The organism is Flagellimonas sp., assembly GCF_965601775.1.
Classification (GTDB): Bacteria; Bacteroidota; Bacteroidia; order Flavobacteriales; family Flavobacteriaceae; genus Flagellimonas.
Window position 1 is genome coordinate 406,295 of record NZ_OZ271837.1, and the last position, 17,148, is coordinate 423,442.

Here is a 17,148-nt window from a genome sequence, read left to right on the forward strand (position 1 = left end):
TGTACTTTTCAAAGCCTAAAAATGAACTATGAAAAATTTGTTCCGTTATCTAATTGTCTTCTCTCTTTTCATTCAATTTTCGTCCGCTCAGGATCGTATTACAGGGGAGCCTTTTGCCACCCGCTCTGAAGTACTGGGACAAAACGGGATGGTGGCGACCAGCCATCCATTGGCTACCCAAATCGGACTCGATATCCTAAAAGGTGGCGGTAATGCTATCGATGCTGCTATTGCCGCAAACGCAGCACTTGGACTCATGGAACCTACCGGCTGTGGAATAGGAGGTGATTTGTTTGCCATTGTTTGGGATGGGAAAACCAAAAAACTATATGGGCTTAATGCAAGTGGGCGTTCACCCCAAAAACTCACCTTGGAATATTTTGAAAAAGAAGGAATGACCAAGATTCCATCCCATGGGCCTCTTCCAGTAAGTGTGCCTGGTGCGGTTGATGGTTGGTTTGAACTCCACCAAAAGTTTGGTTCAAAACCCATGACGGAGATTTTGGCACCGGCAATAGACTATGCTGAAAAAGGATTTCCTTTAACCGAATTGATTGCATGGTATATACAAAGGACCATTCCTTTTTTTGAATCCAAAGGTTTTCCAAATATTGAGGATACCTACAAAGCGCAGAACGGAGGTAAATTGCCCAATGAGGGAGAAGTATATAAGAATCCATATTTGGCCAACACCTATCGTAAAATTGCTGAAGGTGGTAGGGATGCTTTTTATAAAGGGGACATTGCCAAAACTATTGGCAAGTTTATTAAGGAACAAGGCGGTTTTTTGTCTGCGAAGGACTTAGCTGCGCATAAATCGGAATGGGTAGAACCCGTTTCCATAAATTATAGGGGATATGATGTTTGGGAACTACCCCCGAATGGTCAAGGTATTGCTGCACTTCAAATGCTACAGGTGTTGGAGGGTTTTGATTTTTCCAATATTGAATTTGGAAGCACAGAACATTTGCATTTGTTTACCGAGGCCAAGAAATTGGCTTTTGAGGATAGGGCCAAGTACTATGCTGATATGGACTTCTTCGATGTTCCGGTTGAGCAGCTACTGTCTGGGGACTATGCGAACAATCGAAGGGCGAAAATAGGTGAACGAGCGGGTACGTATTCTGCGGGTGAAATATCGGCTGGCGAAACCATTTACATGACCGTGGCAGATAAGGAAGGGACCATGATTTCCTTGATACAAAGCAACTACCGAGGTATGGGCTCAGGAATGGCGCCTCCTAAATTAGGCTTTATGCTTCAGGATAGAGGGGAATTGTTTAGCCTTAAACGCGGACAAGCCAATACTTTTGAACCGGGGAAGCGGCCTTTTCATACAATAATTCCTGCCTTCATCACCAAAGATGGTAAACCCTTTGTGAGCTTTGGGGTAATGGGGGGTGATTTCCAACCTATGGGCCATACGCAAATCGTGATGAATCTTATTGATTTTGGGATGAACTTGCAAGAGGCGGGTGATGCACCGCGTTGGGACCATACGGGAGGAGCAAGTCCCTTGGGTGCCACTACTGAAAACACAGGTATGATTCGCACGGAATCTGGAATTCCCTACTCAACTATTCGAGGATTAATGGATAAAGGGCATCGTATGGGAACGGCTAGAGGTATTTATGGGGGATATCAGGCTATTCTTTGGGACGATGAGAACAAAGTGTATCACGGAGCTTCGGAAAGTAGAAAAGATGGACAGGCCGCTGGATACTAAAAACTAAATCCATAACCGTTAGAAAGTGACTGTAAAACGGTCACTTCTTGTTTTAAAGGGGTCTATTCTATTCCAAAAAGTAGAAAATCCTGCGAACCACGGTTGCTTAAAAAAAGGTCCTTTATTCCGTCTCCGTTAAAATCGACAAAATCAATATCAAAACCTCTTCCAGCAATTTCTTGCGGAATGATTTTACCGCTTACATCGCTAAATTTTCCCTTGCCATCATTGAGATAGATGCTAAAAGGGGTCATCCCATCAAATCGAGAACCGTTGGTATTGCCGGTCATGATATCGGCATCCCCGTCCCGATCTATATCTAAAAAAGCCACTCCAAAACAGCGATTTTCATCCTGTGGCAAGTGAGTACTGGTGATATCGGTGAAGAAACCCTTACCATCATTCAAAAGCAATCTGTTTTGGCGAACCGCATTTTCCACAAAGGCCTGAACATTTCCATACAAAATATCTAGGTCACCATCACCATCGATATCGGCTACATCCACTTCCCGGGTTTCTTCAGGCATGTTTCTGTACGGTAGTCTATCGGCGGATTCATCCTTAAAAAAACCATTACCATCATTAATGAGAATCCGATTGGCATCTTCGTTGCCTATCAATACGTCTTCATCACCATCATTATCGATATCCGCCAAGGTCAGGTCCTGGGTCACATCAATAAACATACCGAATCGTGAAGCGGTTTCATCCTTAAAATGTCCTTTCCCATCATTGATCAAGAGATTGTTTTGACCGTTGTTTCCAATCATGATGTCAGGAGCTCCGTCAATGTTGACATCGACTACCACTACCGAATTTGAAGTTCCAGAAACAGGGATTCTACTCCCCCCGTCTGTAAAGGTGCCATCCCCCTTGTTCAGATACAATTCGTTGGTTTTGTCATCTTCGCTGACTACTACAATATCTAAATCTCCGTCCAAATCAAAATCAGCAATCCCAATATCTTCACTATCATGATCTACTTGTGGTATCTGCGTGCTTTCATTTGTAAATATTCCTTTTCCGTCATTGATAAGCAGAATATTAGGTCTGTGTTCATTTGCGATTAAAATGTCCAAATCCCCATCCTGGTCAAAATCAGCAATCCCTGCATCCATGGAAAGTTGCTGAAGGTCTTTATAGGGCAAATTTGTTTTAGTAACGTCTTTATAAAAATAAGAGGGACTATTAGCGGCACCATCTGTTTTTTGACTGTGACCAGAAGTAAAAACGCCTACAGATAAGCAAAGCATGATTGTTTTTTTCATCTTTTCTCCTAACAAGTATTCTAGGCTAATGTAATGTTTTTAATACCTAAACCGAACTGGGATTATCCAAATTCAAAAATGCATATTGAAGGTAATGGGGAGCGAACATATTTCATTCTTAGGTTATAAGTCTCTAAAAAAGTAAATGCAACCAAGTTGCATTTGTAAACACTTTCTTATACATTTACTACTCAGTTGTTTTAGCATTTTAAAGCAAATTTCCGTTCAAAGAAATCATCGCTTAGCCTTCAACCAAAGAACTAAAACGGAATTAACACTTAAATCTATTATCCATGTTACAAAGAAAATTTGCAGAAGTGGTAAAAAGTTACTTTCCCAAAGCAATGGACGCCAAGGACACCTCAATTCAATATCTAGGTAAAATGCAGTTACAGCATGGCATTGATATTTCCAAAGTGCTCATGGCCACATCGGTTTGCTCTGATGATATCAATGTACCTTCAACCACATTTTTCAATGTGTTGTTTGGCCCATTTATCATGGGGGGACTGGGAGGATTGCCTTTTGCTGGGCAAACAGGAATGACTGCCTTTGCCCATCATATTCCTGATGAAGGCAGTGCTTTCATATTTTACGGGCCACATATAGGTATTACGCTTGACGGGGATTTGGGTAAGATGTACAGGCCACGTCAAGAACAAACGGGAAATTCATGTGGGGCTCTCATGTTGGCACTTAGCCGATTTCAAGATAGTTCCTACAGACCTGTGCTGAATGATGATGATTATCAACAAATGAAACTTGAAGAAAGTTTAATTGATCGTAGGGAAGAAATATTGGCCAGCGAAAACCAAGAAAAAGCTATTACCCTGGCCACCTATGATGTGATTGATAAAAAGATTCATGAGCACTTAAAGTCCTGTAAAGATGAATTTCCTGTTGATACAATTACTCTTTTAGGAGGCATTATTATTAACACGGACTATGGTTTGGATGACTATTTCGTTGCCAAAAATTTTGAAGTGCTTAATGTAAAGAGTCTTTAATTCATTCTGATTCTACAGCAAAAATGGTAGTGGTTCTACATTTGCCATAATTATTATACATTTATCGTATACCAATTATAAAAACTTACATCTATGTGGAAATCACTTCAATGCTATCTTGTTTGTTTCATCTCTGTTCTTTTTATAGTCAGTTGCAAACAGAAACCTGCAGAAAACGAAGCCGACGCCGAAACCGAAGAAGAATTGGTTGAGAGGGCTCTGCAAATCCACAAACGTGTACTTACCTTAGATACTCATGCGGATACCCCTTTGCGCATGATTGAGCCCGGTTTTGATATGGCCGAAAGGCATGACCCGAACGAAACGGGGTCAAAGGTGGATTATCCCAGAATGAAAGAAGGCGACTTGGACGCTATTTTCTTTGCGGCTTTTGTGGCCCAAGATATTCGTGATGATGACGGTAATACAAGAGCAAAGGCTTTATGTCTTCAGATGATAGATTCTGTAGTCGCCTCTACCGAAAGAAACTCAGATGTAGTCGGCTTAGCAATCAATCCGGATGATGCTTATTCACTGGAGAAAGAAGGGAAAAGAGCCATTTACATCGGTATTGAAAATGGATATCCCATTGGGAAGGACCTTTCCAACGTAGAAGAATATTATAATAAAGGAGTTCGTTACATCACCTTGGTGCATTCCTCAAACAACGATTTGGCCGATTCTGCTACGGACCCCAATGGAACTGAGCATGGGGGTATCAGTGAATTTGGTTCCCAAGTAGTGGGTGAAATGAATCGTTTAGGTATCATGGTAGATGTTTCACATGGAAACGACAGTGTGTTTTATGATGCAATTAAATTATCCAAAGCGCCGATAATTGCAAGTCATTCCAACGCTAGGGCCGTTACGGACCATAGACGTAACATGACCGATGAAATGCTAAAGTTAATGGCGGACAATGGGGGTGTGGTACAACTGACCATGTTGGCTGATTATCTCCGAGAGGCTCCTCCAAATGTTGAAAGAGATTCTGCTGTCGCTGCCTTGAGAGCCGGTATGAAACCTATTGGAGAAATGACTATGGAGGAACGAAAAGCCATGCGAAAATCTTTTCAGGAGCTCAATGAAAAATTTCCAAACCCTCCCGCAACGGTTGTGCATGTTGCAGATCATATTGACCATATCGTGAAAGTGGCAGGAATTGACCACGTAGGTATAGGTTGTGATTTTGATGGGGGTGGAGGAATTGAAGGCGTTTTTGATGCTAGTGAGGTAATGAACATTACCATAGAATTGGTAAAACGGGGGTACACCGAAGAAGAAATTGCAAAGATTTGGGGAGGCAATTTGATTCGGGTCTTCAAGGAAGTGCAAAGCGTTGCTGAAGAGATTCAAGCGGGGGAATTCTCCTAAATTGCCAGTTCAGCAGTGTTAAGATTGTTTCTCTGTTCTATTGTGATGGCTACATCCATGTCTATGGTTGCCCATCCATTGCGGTTATCCTTATGTGAAATTGAATATACTTCTGGGAAACAACTGCTCACCATCAATTTGAAACTGTTCTTGACTGATGTGAACGAGGCACTGGTTTTTGATCCTTACAGCAAAGAATTGGCATTCTGTCAGCCCAATGAATCCAGTAAGGCCAACCAACTTCTACTCGATTATTTGGAGCAGTTTTTTTATGTGAAAGCGAACAAGGAAGTCGTAAACCTAAAAATCAAGCACAAGAAACTTAGTGGAGAAGGGGATAACACGGCTTTATGGGTTTATTTTGAAATAACGCAATCAACTCCTTTAAAAACTTTAGAAGTGAAAAATGCTGTTTTTACCGATTTGTTTTTTGACCAGAACAATATCATTTATGTGCATGTCAATGGAGAATCCAAAAGCATGATGCTGAATAAAAAAACACCTGTACATCAATTGAAATTCTGATATGCATCCATTCGAGTTTTATTTAAAGCTGGGGTTTGAACATATTTCCAATTTAGCGGGATATGATCATATATTGTTTCTTGTGGTGCTTTGCGCAATTTATAAGATTCAGCAGTGGAAAAATATCCTTGTTTTGGTCACCGCCTTTACCATTGGTCATAGTGTGACCTTGGCAATGGTATCCCTTGATATTTTCACCATCCCTTCCAATATTATCAAGTTTCTTATTCCAACCACGATTTTTATTACTGCTTTGCACAATGTAATTGGGGTTAAACTTACGGAAGAACCCAAAAAAATGGGTAGGAATTACGCCATGGCCTTATTTTTTGGATTTATCCATGGGATGGACTTTTCCAATTATTTCAAGGCCCTGATTATGGGCGATTCTTCTATTCTCGTGCCCTTGTTGGGCTTTAATATTGGTATCGAATTAGGGCAACTCCTAGTCGTATTTTTTATCGTTGGTATTGCCTTTCTATTCCTGAATGTTATCCGGGCAAAGCACCGCGATTGGAATGTTTTCATTTCAGGAGCCGCTGCAGGAATGGCTTTAATTTCCATGTTGGAAAATAAGTTTTGGTAAGCCAATATAATATCACCTTGCAGATTATTAACACGGCATTAAGGAGTTATATTCGTCAGAGAGGGATTACCTAAGCACTATTTCATCAATAAGATTTAGGGTATCTGGATTGATTACTTTCATGGTTACTTTTGGGCCATCAACGTAAAAAAGACAAACTGCATTTTCTACACTAAACGCCTTGGTATGTTCACTCCAAGGCAACACTTCTTGAGCGTAATATGGTGCTCCGGCCGCCCCATTGTTTATCTGATAGATGGGTCTTGACACGTTCAGCTTCGGATGAGGATAATCCTCGGGATAAATGGTAACCTCATCGGTCAACTTTAAACGATTGTAGTTGTGTTCATCACCGGTCATAATAGCCAATACCTTCTTACTCTTATTAATAAGGATGTTTAGATATTGATCACGGCGCTCTATAATTCCATATTTAAGGGGTTTCCCATCGACAAATGGCCTTTTTTCGTTATTCCCACTATACCACATATCATCTCTACTATGCCCTCCATTGGGGAAAGCTGGAGTATGTTGGGTAACGAAAATATGATCAATGGTGTTATCCTCTTCAAGGGAAAGTATGGTATTTTCCAGCCACTTTAATTGATTGTCCATGATATACCCGTGTAATCCTCCTGAAGTTGAGGTGTTTCGTGAAAGACTTGGGGCGTACCAGTAGTCACTGTTCAATACGACCACGGCCACATTGTCGTATCGATAATGAAAAACGTTTTCGGAGTACGAAGGAAAATCTGTAGTTTCCGATGAAGGGTCGTAGGAACTCCCATCTTCACTTTTTAACTCGGATACCGGATTTACAAAAGCCTCAGCAAAGGAAGCTTCTGCTGACTCGGTCCTGAACGGGAACTTGTCTATAAAACCTCTACTTCTACCTGTGCTATCCCGAAATATATACCCTAATGCCTCATGATTTCCCATACCTACTTGGAAAGGCATATAATGCCAAAAAGGCTCCACTGCTTTTTTCCAATTGGTATACTGGACCTGGGTTTCAGCATTTGTTCTTAGATATCCATTTATTAAATCTCCACTGAATTGCATAAATGCAGCGTCATTGGCATAGGCAACCGCTGCTATTTTTTTCATGATGTAGGCATTGGCGCCATAAATCTTCCGTTCCCCTCCGCCTGAGGCATGTCTACTATCACTGGTATAAGCAAACACAAATGGAGCTTTACTTCCAGGTTTTGGAGCAGTTTTCAGATGGTATTTCTGCGTAAAGTCACCATATTGGACCACATAATCATATTGGGTATTTGGTTCTAAACCGGAAACTTCGATTTCATGGTTTTTGCCTATTGGGCTTTGAATGGTGTTATTATTAATTTGTACCGTAGCGGCAACTGGTAATGTAGTGTTAAACCAAATGGTAGCGCTGGTATCTGTTAGCATATTGATGAAAGGACCTTCGTAAAGAGAAGGAGCGACCGTGAACGGCCCAGCACCTTGCAATGAGACTTCTCCATCATAAACTACCATTCCGCTTTCGTCGGCCAGGCGATAGCCTATGGAAAGTTTTTGATTCTTTTGCCAATCTACAAAATCGTAGGGATAACGAAAATCACGCTTTATATTAATGTCGACTTTACCGGATTCCAGTGTTTTTACAAACCTGAAAACGGGAAGCGGATGAGGTGCCTTTCCATAAGGAATGAGTCCGTATGTGATAACCCCTTTGAAATCCCCAAAATCCATTAAGACTCCTTCATCGGTACCTTGTGGATTGCCAAACAATTGCTCCAAAGTATAATCCGCTTTACTTGGAGATGCATAATAGCGTTCATCACCATCTTGGAGAAAAAGACCCTTTTCATCTATTTGAATATTACTATAGCTCTCCGGTACTTCAATGTTTTGGGAAAAGAGCATGTTTGCGGTCAAGGCAAATACGAATAGAATACTGTTTTTCATGGTATGTGTTGATTAAGTCGTTTTTGGTTTTTTGCGTAATTCTCTAGGTCTATTTTCGTTTGTTAGCCCCTACGGTTTTAGTTTGCTCAAAGCCGATGTTTTTACCCCAAGGAGAATTCAATTAAAGCTTACGGCATCGGCATTTTCAATTCTATAATACGATGCATTGGGGTCTGTACCGTTCATATGAAATGTTCCTTCAACCGATAACAAGTCGTCCATTTTAAAAGAAGGCTTTTTGGTGAAATTCAGCGCCATTATGGATTCTGGCCCACCATTTCCACAGAAAAAACAAGAAGCCATGGGATTTTTTGAAAGGAGAAAAACGGATTGCCTGCCATCCAATACTAATAAATATCCCGTGATACTAACCTTTTTTCCTTCCAGAGCTCTCAATTTGGCTGAAAAGGTTGCTTTTTCAAAACCAGGGACCAGAGCATTTGGGGTGTGGGATTCCCAAAAAATTCCGTCGGACAGATCTTCCCAAGTCAAAACAGTTTGTGCATTGCCCTCTGGCAACATCAAGAAAAATAATATGAAAGAAAAAAACCGCATCATTCTTAATTCACTAAACGACCGGTAGCATCATTTAAGATATAATTACAATGATCAACATTGTTGGCATTGAGTTCCAAAACACCAGTAACCACTACAATCTGATCGGTCTTGAAGGGAGGTGTCTCCTTAAAGGTCACCTCAATGATGGTTTCCGGTCCCGAACCGCCACAAAAGAAACAAGAAGCCATTGGATTTTGGGAAATCAAAAAGATTTCTCCACTTCCAGAGATATCCAGAAAATATCCTTTGATACTGACCTGCTTCCCTTTATACGATGAGATTTTCTTGCCAAAAGTAGGCATTAAAAAATGCACTCCATATTTTTCATTGAATTCGGCCTCGAAATTAACATCAGCAAAATCTTTCCATGTCAATTGCTCTTGCGCCATTGAAAATGAACAAGCAAAGACAACAAATACTATGACAAAACTCGATTTAAACATCCGATAAAGTTTTAGCTACATTTAATTTAAAAATAGAAAGGGATGCCAACAAAGTGGCAATAATAGCCAATACTAAAATAACAACCATAAGCAAAAGTTCAACCATTTCAGGGCCTTTAATTAGTAGGGCATATCCATATGTTGCGCTAAGATAACCAGATACTATCCATATCCCTAATCGTCCCAGCACCCAACCTAATATAAACCCAATCAGTGCCAAAAATATTCCTTCCAACAGCGCCAACCCTAAAAGTTGTCTAGTTTGAAAGCCATAGGTTCTCAAAAGGGCCAACTCTTGTCTTCTTTCTCGGATGGTCTTTAAAAGGCTTATAAATATACTCAATCCAGAAACCAATAATATGGCCAAGGCTATTCCATTTATTGTTTTCGCACCCGAACCTAAGAGGCCCATCAAACGTTGTATTTCAAACCCAGGCAACGCCGCTTGTACGGAAGTATTCTCATTGATAAACCTTGGGAGCTGTACCATGCCTAAAGGGCTTTTGAACTTCACCAGAAGAGAGGTAATCTCTAAATCCTCATCATCCTCGTGATTTTCATGTTTTTCATCCTGTTGATCCCCTTCTTCATCTCCATGCTCATGTCCTTCATGGTTTTCATGCTCTTTATGTTCATCCTCAGTGTGAGGCTCCCCACCGGTCTCTTTATTACCTTCTGAACTCCAGTGGTCATGAGCTTCCCAAATACTTTCCAAATTGGAAATTAGTAATTGGTCTACCACGGTGCCTGAAGGTTCAAGAATTCCAACTACTTTGAAAGGGTGATTATCGTGTGCGTCTCCTCCATCAATCAATCCATGTGAACTAGTAAAGGTATCACCTAAACCAAGATTTAGTTTTCCTGCCACACCATATCCAGCGACTACTTCAAAAGACTTCTCAAAAAAGCGTCCTTCTTTTAGTTCCGCTTCATAACTTTTAAAATACTCAGATTCTGTACCCAAAATTCGGTACCCCTTATAATTATCACCATAGGAAACAGGAATGGTTTTTTCAATAAATGGATGGTTACGTAAGGTCGCCACATCCTTGAGTTTGATATTTCCCGTAGGCGCATCCACATGAAGCACTGAAGACAAAACCAGTTGCAAGGGGCTCCCTTTGGCCCCAACAACCATATCAAATGGAGCGATGTTTTTATCAAGTTGCCCTCCCAATTGTTTGCTCAACTGGAAAACAAAGGTGACCAAGGACACACTTAAGGATAGCAGCAGTAAGCTCAACAATAGGTTGAGTGGTTTGGAAACCATGTTTCTATATGCTAAATACACTAAATTCATAACTCAACCCGGTTTTGAAAATGCGACATTACACGAAGGTCGTGGGTAATGATCACTAGACTGCTTTTACATATTTCGGCTTCTTCCTTCAGCAAGTTTATGACCTTTACACAGTTCATATCGTCCAAATTTGAGGTTGGCTCATCCGCCAATATTATTTTTGGCCTATGGATTAGGCCAAGAGCGATTGAGAGACGCTGTTGTTGCCCTTGGCTCAGTTCAGTTACTTTTTTGTCTAGAAGCTCAGCTAGGCCCAGCCTTTCTGCAAGTTGATACCTTCTTTCCTTGTCAACAGATTTTTTAAAAACCCCTTGGCGCAGTCTCAGATTGTCCTGAACGCTTAAAGATTTGACAAAATGATATTGTTGAAAAATAAGTCCGATATGTTCCCCGCGAAACCTGTCAATCTCTTTTCTGGATAAAGAACCCAACGATGTTCCGGAAACAGCAACTTCGCCCTTAACCGGTGGAAGTAAACCCGCCATCAGATATAAGAGTGTTGTCTTTCCAATACCTGAAGGTCCTATTATCAATAGATGGTCCCCAGCAGGAAGGTCAATATCGGGAAAGACCATTTCATTTCCCTCTCCATAGGCATATGTAAGACTGGATGTTTTAACCATGCGTTTGTTTTGACAAAAATAATCATAAATGCAACCTAGTTGCATTTGGAAATTAGCAGTACCTTTGCCAAAAATCTAATTTTTGTCTGTGTATGCCTCATGTGGGCATGTTAAAAAAGTTTTAATTAATGACATTATCGCAGGTATCGCTTAAATCGGATTGGATTGGAATGTTGGCCAGTGGACTCTGTTTGATACATTGTTTGGCAACGCCATTTCTATTCATTGCAAATGCCAGTATAGGAGTACATGGTGAAGCACATCCTTCTTGGTGGGGTGTTTTGGACATTGTCTTCTTGGTGCTTTCATTTTTTGCCGTGTATTGGTCTATCCAAAATACCAGCCAAAACTGGATAAAGTACGGTTTTGGTATTTCTTGGTTGCTCTTGGCACTTATTGTGTTGAACGAGAAATTTGAAATTTTCCATCTTATAGAGGAAGCCATTTATCCTCCGACCTTAGGTTTAATATTTCTTCACTTTTATAACCGTCAGTATTGCCAGTGTAAGGACGAAACTTGCTGTGCCGACAGTTAATACTCAATTTTATCGTTTATGGACAAATCGCAAATAGAACTCTTAGGAGATAACCATATCGCTACATCGGTAAAAACTCCGATGCGGCCAGATGCTTTTGACCGTTCCGATGAGGAAAAAATAGAGAATATTCAATCTCATTTTTATAAAATCATGGAGGAATTGGGCTTAGACCTTACTGATGAAAGTTTATCCGGAACTCCTTATCGATTTGCAAAGATGTACGTGAAGGAATTGTTCTATGGGTTGAACCCCAACAACAAACCAAAAATTTCCACTTTCCCAAACACGTATGGGTATCAGCGTATGTTGGTGGAACAGGATATCACCATTGATTCCTCTTGTGAACATCATTTTTTGCCGATAGTTGGAAAAGCGCATGTTGCCTACATACCCAAAGACAAAGTAGTAGGACTTTCGAAAATAAATCGGTTGGTGGATTATTATTCCCATCGACCCCAAGTCCAGGAGCGGCTTTGTCTTCAAATTCTAACCGACTTGCAGGAAACACTGGAAACCGAAGATGTTATCGTGATAGTTCATGCAAAACATCTATGTGTTTCTTCCCGTGGAATCAAGGACAAGGAAAGTTTTACTACCACAGTTGAATATGGTGGTAAGTTTAAAGATGACAAACTTCGCCAAGAATTTTATGGCCTTTTAGAAAATAATTTTAAAGAGTAAAACCTTCAAAAGGCTAAAAATTAGCTAATCCCTTGATTTGTATTTTAACTCTTGGGCTTTGATGTCTCTGCTCCAAAGTTCTTTACCATCCTTATCCAATATTTTAATATTTAGGACACGGTTGGTGCGGGGGCCGCTGATATTGAGAATACCAAAGTTATGTTGGCCAACTACGGTTCCTTCTACCTTATTGGTATTGAGCAGCTCTTGGTTATTGTTGGACCCTGCGGTCAACGACGAACAGGTCAAATCATAAATAGGGTAAACATCTTCGTTTTCTTGCATTCGACTCAATACCGTGTGGTGTCTGTCCCCATCCAAAAAGACAACGCCTTCAATCTTTGCCTCCCGAATCTTATCCAGTAAGTATTGTCTTTCTTTGGGAAAAGTGGCGTAGTTTTCATAATCGGCTTCAGTGCTAAGTACTTGCCCACCTATTGTTATGAACTTAAAGGGAGCATTACTCGAAGCCAAAGCATTAATAAGCCAATCAATTTGTGCTTTGCCCAAGATTTCACGCTCTCCAGTAAAGTTGTTGTTTGATGTTCTATAATAGCGGTTGTCCAACAAGAAAAACTGTAAATCCGCCCATTCAAATGTTCCTGTTATTCCACCTTGTTCAATTACGTCGTAGTTGGGATTTCCCCAGAAAAGTTTGAAGATTTCCGAAGTGGTTTGTTTCAACCAGAAACTGCTATCCGCATTGTTTGGACCAAAATCATGGTCGTCCCAGATGGCATAATGGTGCGTAGAAGCCAGAAGGGGTTGAAGTTCCGGTAAGGAACGGGTATGGGTATATCGGTGAAAGATACCTGTTCGCGAATTCCAATCGGCCTCACGCAAATAGGTATTATCTCCCAACCAGAGCATGAAATCAGGACTTTGTTTATGAATGGATTCGAATATTTCAAATTCACTGCCGTAAGGTTTACCTGGTCGATCAAGTTCTGGCTCATTCACGTAGTTGCAGCTCCCGACAGCAAAACTTACCTCTGGCGGGTCGGTTCTCCATTGCCACAGGGTTTGGGATTGAAACTCCATAGGATAGTCCCTTTGGACACTTTCGTCATTGATGAAAAGTTCATAGCCATATTTCTTCCCAGGCATGATTTGATTGGCCACCAACTTCGCCACAAAACCATACTTGGACTGGGTTGTATAACTCTCGGTTTTAAAACGCTCACTAGGGTTTTCTTGGTCAAAATATTCAAAATGTACTTGGGCCGATGTCGTAGTTTGAACCCATAGCAATGCCTCCCTCATGGTGGAATAGCCCACCATAGGACCGGATTGCACCAAGTCTTGCGCAAATAAAAAATAACTATTGGCAAGTAGCAGAGCTATAAAAAAGGATATTCTTCTCATTTTGATTTTATTTTGTTCTATCAAGGGGATATGGCAAAAATAGGAGAATGCTATCAGTCTATGTTTGGATAAACTAAAGAAAGTAGTATTATTCGGTTTGGGAAATGAGTGAGAAAGGACAGAGAGGCTTTTGAGATTTTTTGCTGACAAAGATTTTGGGGTATTGCCACGAAATAAAAAACCTCCAATTTCTTGAAGGTTTTAATTTACTCTGCGGTCTGGACGGGACTCGAACCCGCGACCCCCTGCGTGACAGGCATATAATAAATTGAAATAAGTATTTATAAATCAAATAGTTATACAAAATAATTAAAAAAAATGCATGAATAATGCCTAAGTCTACGCTTCTATTCCCAGGGTATTTGGTCTTTCCCTTCTGAATTCAAGTATTTTAATAGGTCGCATTTTTGAGGCACTTTTACACCGATTCCACTGATTTTTCCTACCCTTAACTCAAACATCAAATTCGAACTTTTGTCATCGAACAAGAAATAATCAAAGTTTTTAGTGGATATTGAATCAACCGGGTCACCGGTGTTATCCCAAAAGTAATCCCATTTGTCCATGGCAGACATATTTTTGAATTCAATTAAATCCATACCTAACTGAATAAATCAGATGGTGGTTTGTTCTCGTAGTCAATTGCTATTTCTGGATAGTGAAAAGGCTCAGTTATCCCGGGCCGATTTGTGTCGATACTGGTTTTATAGAGGTTCCTGTTGATGGGCTGTGCGAAGATATCCGCATCTGGCAAATCAGTATCTATAATCTGCTGCAGGTCGTTCTGTTGGGATTTTTTGTCCAACCAACCTTTTGCCTGTTCGTCATTTAGTATGACCGGGCGTCTTTTTTTGGTGTGGTGTATCTTGGCGAACAATGGTGTGGCCGGTTTTGTTATTATCCCAAACGTGACATAGACACTATTGGAATTGTGGCCTTTTGTAAATTCATATATTCCGGCCAGTTTCATCACTTCTTTGTCCCTTCTTTCAAAATGGAACGGTATGGAATACTCGCGACCCTTGTTCGGATACACTTTATAGGGCTCATAAAATCCGGTCACTGGGACAATACAGCGCCTGAGTTCAGAACTATCCTTGTAATAATCGGATGAAAACAGTTTTTCACTGGTTACGTTCAGGCCTGACCCAACACCTATTGTGTCCGTATAGTATTTTTCAATTTTATCGCCATCCTCCCAATGTGGTACATATCCCCACATTACCGGGGTTAGGAATCTTGGGTCCTCTTGTGGTTGTATGAGCATAAAGGGGTGCTCTGACATCTTTTTGCCATCATCGAAGTACTGTTTCGCAAATCCATTAATATGGTACCTGACCAGGTCCTCCTCTTGTATGAACTCCGGAAGTTTAGCCACAGCTTCCATCGCAAGCTCCAGCTGTCGGGTCGGTTTATTTTGTGCAGTTGTGTAACACATTTTTTGAGGTTTGATGAAACAAATTAGCTAATTTTAATCCATGTTCAAAAAAGACCCAAGAGAATTTGATGTACATGGCCGCCAGATTATAAGGGGACTGGCCATCGAGGAATATGTGCCAAAAAAGGTCCTGCCTCATTTGAGGAAAGGCGCCCACGACCAAGGTTTGGTCTGGGAAAAGGTGATCCAGGACTGTGTATTATTCTTAAATGAAAGGAAAGGGTGCAGCATAATGTACCAGGTGGGGAAATGGCCGTTCTCGGGAACTTTGCTTCTTACCTACAATCTATGTGAAAACTGCAATCACCGGATTTCCTATCCAAAGAAATGGCTTAACTATGCGCACACGTTGGGGAATAGGAAATACTGTTATTGATTGTCCAACCACTTTTTTATCCTGTTCCTTCGGGATTCGCTTAATGGAGAAATATCAACACATTCAACATCCGTTTCAGTGGTGGAAATTGCCTTTGCACTTGGAGTGGTGACGGCATCCACCTGACCGACCTTTTTGAACTTTTGGTCAATGTTCTGCTCGATTTTGGTGGTTTCCTGTTTTATTGATTCCACTACAATGGGTTTAAGTACCATTTGGGTGTATACTCCCAGACCAACAAACATAACCACTATCAGTATTAAATTCTCAATAAGATTTTTTGTATTCATAATTATTTTTTCATTTCAAAATGTGGAGTGTCCACAAAACCATCTTTAACACCATTTTTATTGAAATCGCCGCCCCACCTGTTATCAAGATGAAGGCTTTCCCAGAAATCACCCAATGGCTTAACGTCATCAAATTCATAGGTGAGCTTTCCATCAATAAAAAAATTGAAATCTACCGCCAATCTGTCTTGATGACGGCTCCTAAGGGTTTTGCTCATCTTTCTGGCTTTAACAAGTTTGATACCCAAGAGACCGCCCTTGACTATTTTGTAACCAAAGTAATAAAGGAATACCTGGCTTTGTGTCCGATACGCTTCGCCAAATGTTAGCTCTATGCCTAAGGAATATGCATAGCATATCAACTCAGCAATGTTCTTTGTAAAAATCCGTTGCTTTTCGCTAAGTCTCATTGTCTTAATAGATTTTTGATTTCCTGAAGATCCTGGCCTATCCTTTTTTGGTTTTCCTCAATTCGGATAATGGTCGCTTTCTCCTCAAAATCCATGTGGATATCCTCATCCTCGATATGCATGATTATCTTTTCACGCTCTGCGGCCCCGACTGGCGGAGGCACATCAAGCCTAATCTTCATACGTTCTTTCTGCTCAGGACTGTCAAAAGTCAGATTTTTGACAGCATCATAAACTTGAATTCCAAAACCAAAAAGCCCAACAGCAATGAAGGACAATAAAGCGATTACAACGCCTTGATATATATTCTGTTTGGCCTTATGGGTCATTTCTTAAAACTTTTTACACGGTCCGACAATGGTTTTCTGATTTTCTTTTTTGCAAATTTTCCCAGTATCAACGGGACGATTACAGGCATGAGAATCCAATAAAAGGTAATGTCCTCAAAATGCGGAATCCGCCAATCAATAGTAAACTTCTCCAGTCCCATATTCAGCAAATCGATAATCTCATTACTGTATTGTACCGTGATAAATGATATTGCGACTAACATTAGGTAATCACCCAAGTTCTTATTAAACCAATATTTCCAATTGAACGGCAAAATGCTGTCCCTGAACCATTTGTAGTGAATGTATTTGTAAATGCTTATCACCATAACGCAATATCCAATTCCCTTTAAAATTTCCATATCAATAATTTTTTAC

Annotated in this window: 20 protein-coding genes; 7 read left to right on the forward strand and 13 right to left on the reverse strand. The window is 40.5% G+C overall.

The annotated features are described in order from the left end of the window. Window positions 1-28 precede the first annotated feature (28 nt). Entirely contained in the window at window positions 29-1,726 is a 1,698-nt protein-coding gene (ggt, locus tag ACSLUF_RS01900; protein ID WP_435624446.1) for a gamma-glutamyltransferase, read from the forward strand. Between the two features lie 62 nt (window positions 1,727-1,788). Here the strand turns inward: ggt and ACSLUF_RS01905 are convergent, their stop codons facing one another. Then, a complete protein-coding gene (locus ACSLUF_RS01905) occupies window positions 1,789-2,979 on the reverse strand; it encodes an FG-GAP repeat domain-containing protein (protein ID WP_435624447.1) in 1,191 nt (396 codons plus the stop codon). A 308-nt stretch (window positions 2,980-3,287) separates the two neighbouring features. Here ACSLUF_RS01905 and ACSLUF_RS01910 point away from each other — a divergent pair, with 308 nt between their 5' ends. From ACSLUF_RS01910 to ACSLUF_RS01925, 4 genes are all read left to right on the forward strand, one after another. Continuing rightward, a complete protein-coding gene (locus ACSLUF_RS01910; RefSeq protein WP_435624448.1) occupies window positions 3,288-4,001 on the forward strand; it encodes a hypothetical protein in 714 nt (237 codons plus the stop codon). A gap of 93 nt (window positions 4,002-4,094) precedes the next feature. After that, complete coding sequence (locus tag ACSLUF_RS01915) at window positions 4,095-5,375, forward strand: dipeptidase (RefSeq protein ID WP_435624449.1); 1,281 nt, start codon at window positions 4,095-4,097, stop codon at window positions 5,373-5,375. 15 nt (window positions 5,376-5,390) lie between these two features. After that, window positions 5,391-5,900: a DUF6702 family protein gene (locus ACSLUF_RS01920; RefSeq protein ID WP_435624450.1), complete on the forward strand. Its 510-nt coding sequence runs from the start codon at window positions 5,391-5,393 to the stop codon at window positions 5,898-5,900. Window position 5,901: 1 nt separating this feature from the next. Beyond that, a complete protein-coding gene (locus tag ACSLUF_RS01925; RefSeq protein ID WP_435624451.1) occupies window positions 5,902-6,486 on the forward strand; it encodes a HupE/UreJ family protein in 585 nt (194 codons plus the stop codon). Window positions 6,487-6,552: 66 nt separating this feature from the next. Here ACSLUF_RS01925 and ACSLUF_RS01930 read toward each other — a convergent pair whose 3' ends face one another. The 5 genes from ACSLUF_RS01930 to ACSLUF_RS01950 form a co-directional block, all read right to left on the reverse strand. Beyond that, window positions 6,553-8,418 carry a DUF7800 domain-containing protein gene (locus ACSLUF_RS01930; protein WP_435624452.1) on the reverse strand — a complete coding sequence of 622 codons (1,866 nt, stop codon included), beginning with the start codon at window positions 8,416-8,418 and terminating at the stop codon, window positions 6,553-6,555. A 117-nt stretch (window positions 8,419-8,535) separates the two neighbouring features. Further along, on the reverse strand, window positions 8,536-8,943 hold the full coding sequence (locus ACSLUF_RS01935; RefSeq protein ID WP_435624453.1) for a hypothetical protein: 408 nt from the start codon (window positions 8,941-8,943) through the stop codon (window positions 8,536-8,538). Window positions 8,944-8,978: 35 nt separating this feature from the next. Continuing rightward, the gene (locus ACSLUF_RS01940; protein ID WP_435624454.1) at window positions 8,979-9,419 is read right to left on the reverse strand and encodes a hypothetical protein; all 441 of its coding nucleotides are present in this window, start codon (window positions 9,417-9,419) and stop codon (window positions 8,979-8,981) included. After that, a complete protein-coding gene (locus ACSLUF_RS01945; RefSeq protein WP_435624455.1) occupies window positions 9,412-10,719 on the reverse strand; it encodes an ABC transporter permease in 1,308 nt (435 codons plus the stop codon). The genes ACSLUF_RS01940 and ACSLUF_RS01945 overlap by 8 nt, the downstream gene beginning before the upstream one ends. Continuing rightward, window positions 10,716-11,342, reverse strand: a complete 627-nt coding sequence (locus ACSLUF_RS01950) for an ABC transporter ATP-binding protein (RefSeq protein WP_435624456.1) — start codon at window positions 11,340-11,342, stop codon at window positions 10,716-10,718. Before ACSLUF_RS01950 ends, ACSLUF_RS01945 begins: the two co-directional genes overlap by 4 nt. A gap of 128 nt (window positions 11,343-11,470) precedes the next feature. On the opposite strand from ACSLUF_RS01950, the gene ACSLUF_RS01955 reads away from it, so the two are divergent. Continuing rightward, window positions 11,471-11,878, forward strand: coding sequence for a MerC domain-containing protein (locus ACSLUF_RS01955; protein ID WP_435624457.1), 408 nt, complete (start codon window positions 11,471-11,473; stop codon window positions 11,876-11,878). Window positions 11,879-11,896: 18 nt separating this feature from the next. Then, window positions 11,897-12,562 (forward strand): GTP cyclohydrolase I FolE, encoded by a 666-nt coding sequence (gene folE / locus ACSLUF_RS01960; protein ID WP_435624458.1) that lies wholly within the window; start codon window positions 11,897-11,899, stop codon window positions 12,560-12,562. Between the two features lie 24 nt (window positions 12,563-12,586). Here folE and ACSLUF_RS01965 read toward each other — a convergent pair whose 3' ends face one another. The 7 genes from ACSLUF_RS01965 to ACSLUF_RS01995 form a co-directional block, all read right to left on the reverse strand. Then, the gene (locus tag ACSLUF_RS01965) at window positions 12,587-13,927 is read right to left on the reverse strand and encodes an alkaline phosphatase D family protein (protein WP_435624459.1); all 1,341 of its coding nucleotides are present in this window, start codon (window positions 13,925-13,927) and stop codon (window positions 12,587-12,589) included. A 347-nt stretch (window positions 13,928-14,274) separates the two neighbouring features. After that, a complete protein-coding gene (locus tag ACSLUF_RS01970) occupies window positions 14,275-14,526 on the reverse strand; it encodes a hypothetical protein (RefSeq protein WP_435624460.1) in 252 nt (83 codons plus the stop codon). A 2-nt stretch (window positions 14,527-14,528) separates the two neighbouring features. Continuing rightward, a complete protein-coding gene (locus tag ACSLUF_RS01975; RefSeq protein WP_435624461.1) occupies window positions 14,529-15,365 on the reverse strand; it encodes an SOS response-associated peptidase in 837 nt (278 codons plus the stop codon). 369 nt (window positions 15,366-15,734) lie between these two features. Further along, a complete protein-coding gene (locus tag ACSLUF_RS01980; protein WP_435624462.1) occupies window positions 15,735-16,031 on the reverse strand; it encodes a hypothetical protein in 297 nt (98 codons plus the stop codon). A gap of 2 nt (window positions 16,032-16,033) precedes the next feature. Then, window positions 16,034-16,441, reverse strand: coding sequence for a hypothetical protein (locus ACSLUF_RS01985; protein ID WP_435624463.1), 408 nt, complete (start codon window positions 16,439-16,441; stop codon window positions 16,034-16,036). Then, window positions 16,438-16,770 carry a hypothetical protein gene (locus tag ACSLUF_RS01990; protein WP_435624464.1) on the reverse strand — a complete coding sequence of 111 codons (333 nt, stop codon included), beginning with the start codon at window positions 16,768-16,770 and terminating at the stop codon, window positions 16,438-16,440. Before ACSLUF_RS01990 ends, ACSLUF_RS01985 begins: the two co-directional genes overlap by 4 nt. Further along, window positions 16,767-17,132, reverse strand: a complete 366-nt coding sequence (locus ACSLUF_RS01995) for a hypothetical protein (RefSeq protein WP_435624465.1) — start codon at window positions 17,130-17,132, stop codon at window positions 16,767-16,769. The genes ACSLUF_RS01990 and ACSLUF_RS01995 overlap by 4 nt, the downstream gene beginning before the upstream one ends. Window positions 17,133-17,148 lie beyond the last annotated feature (16 nt).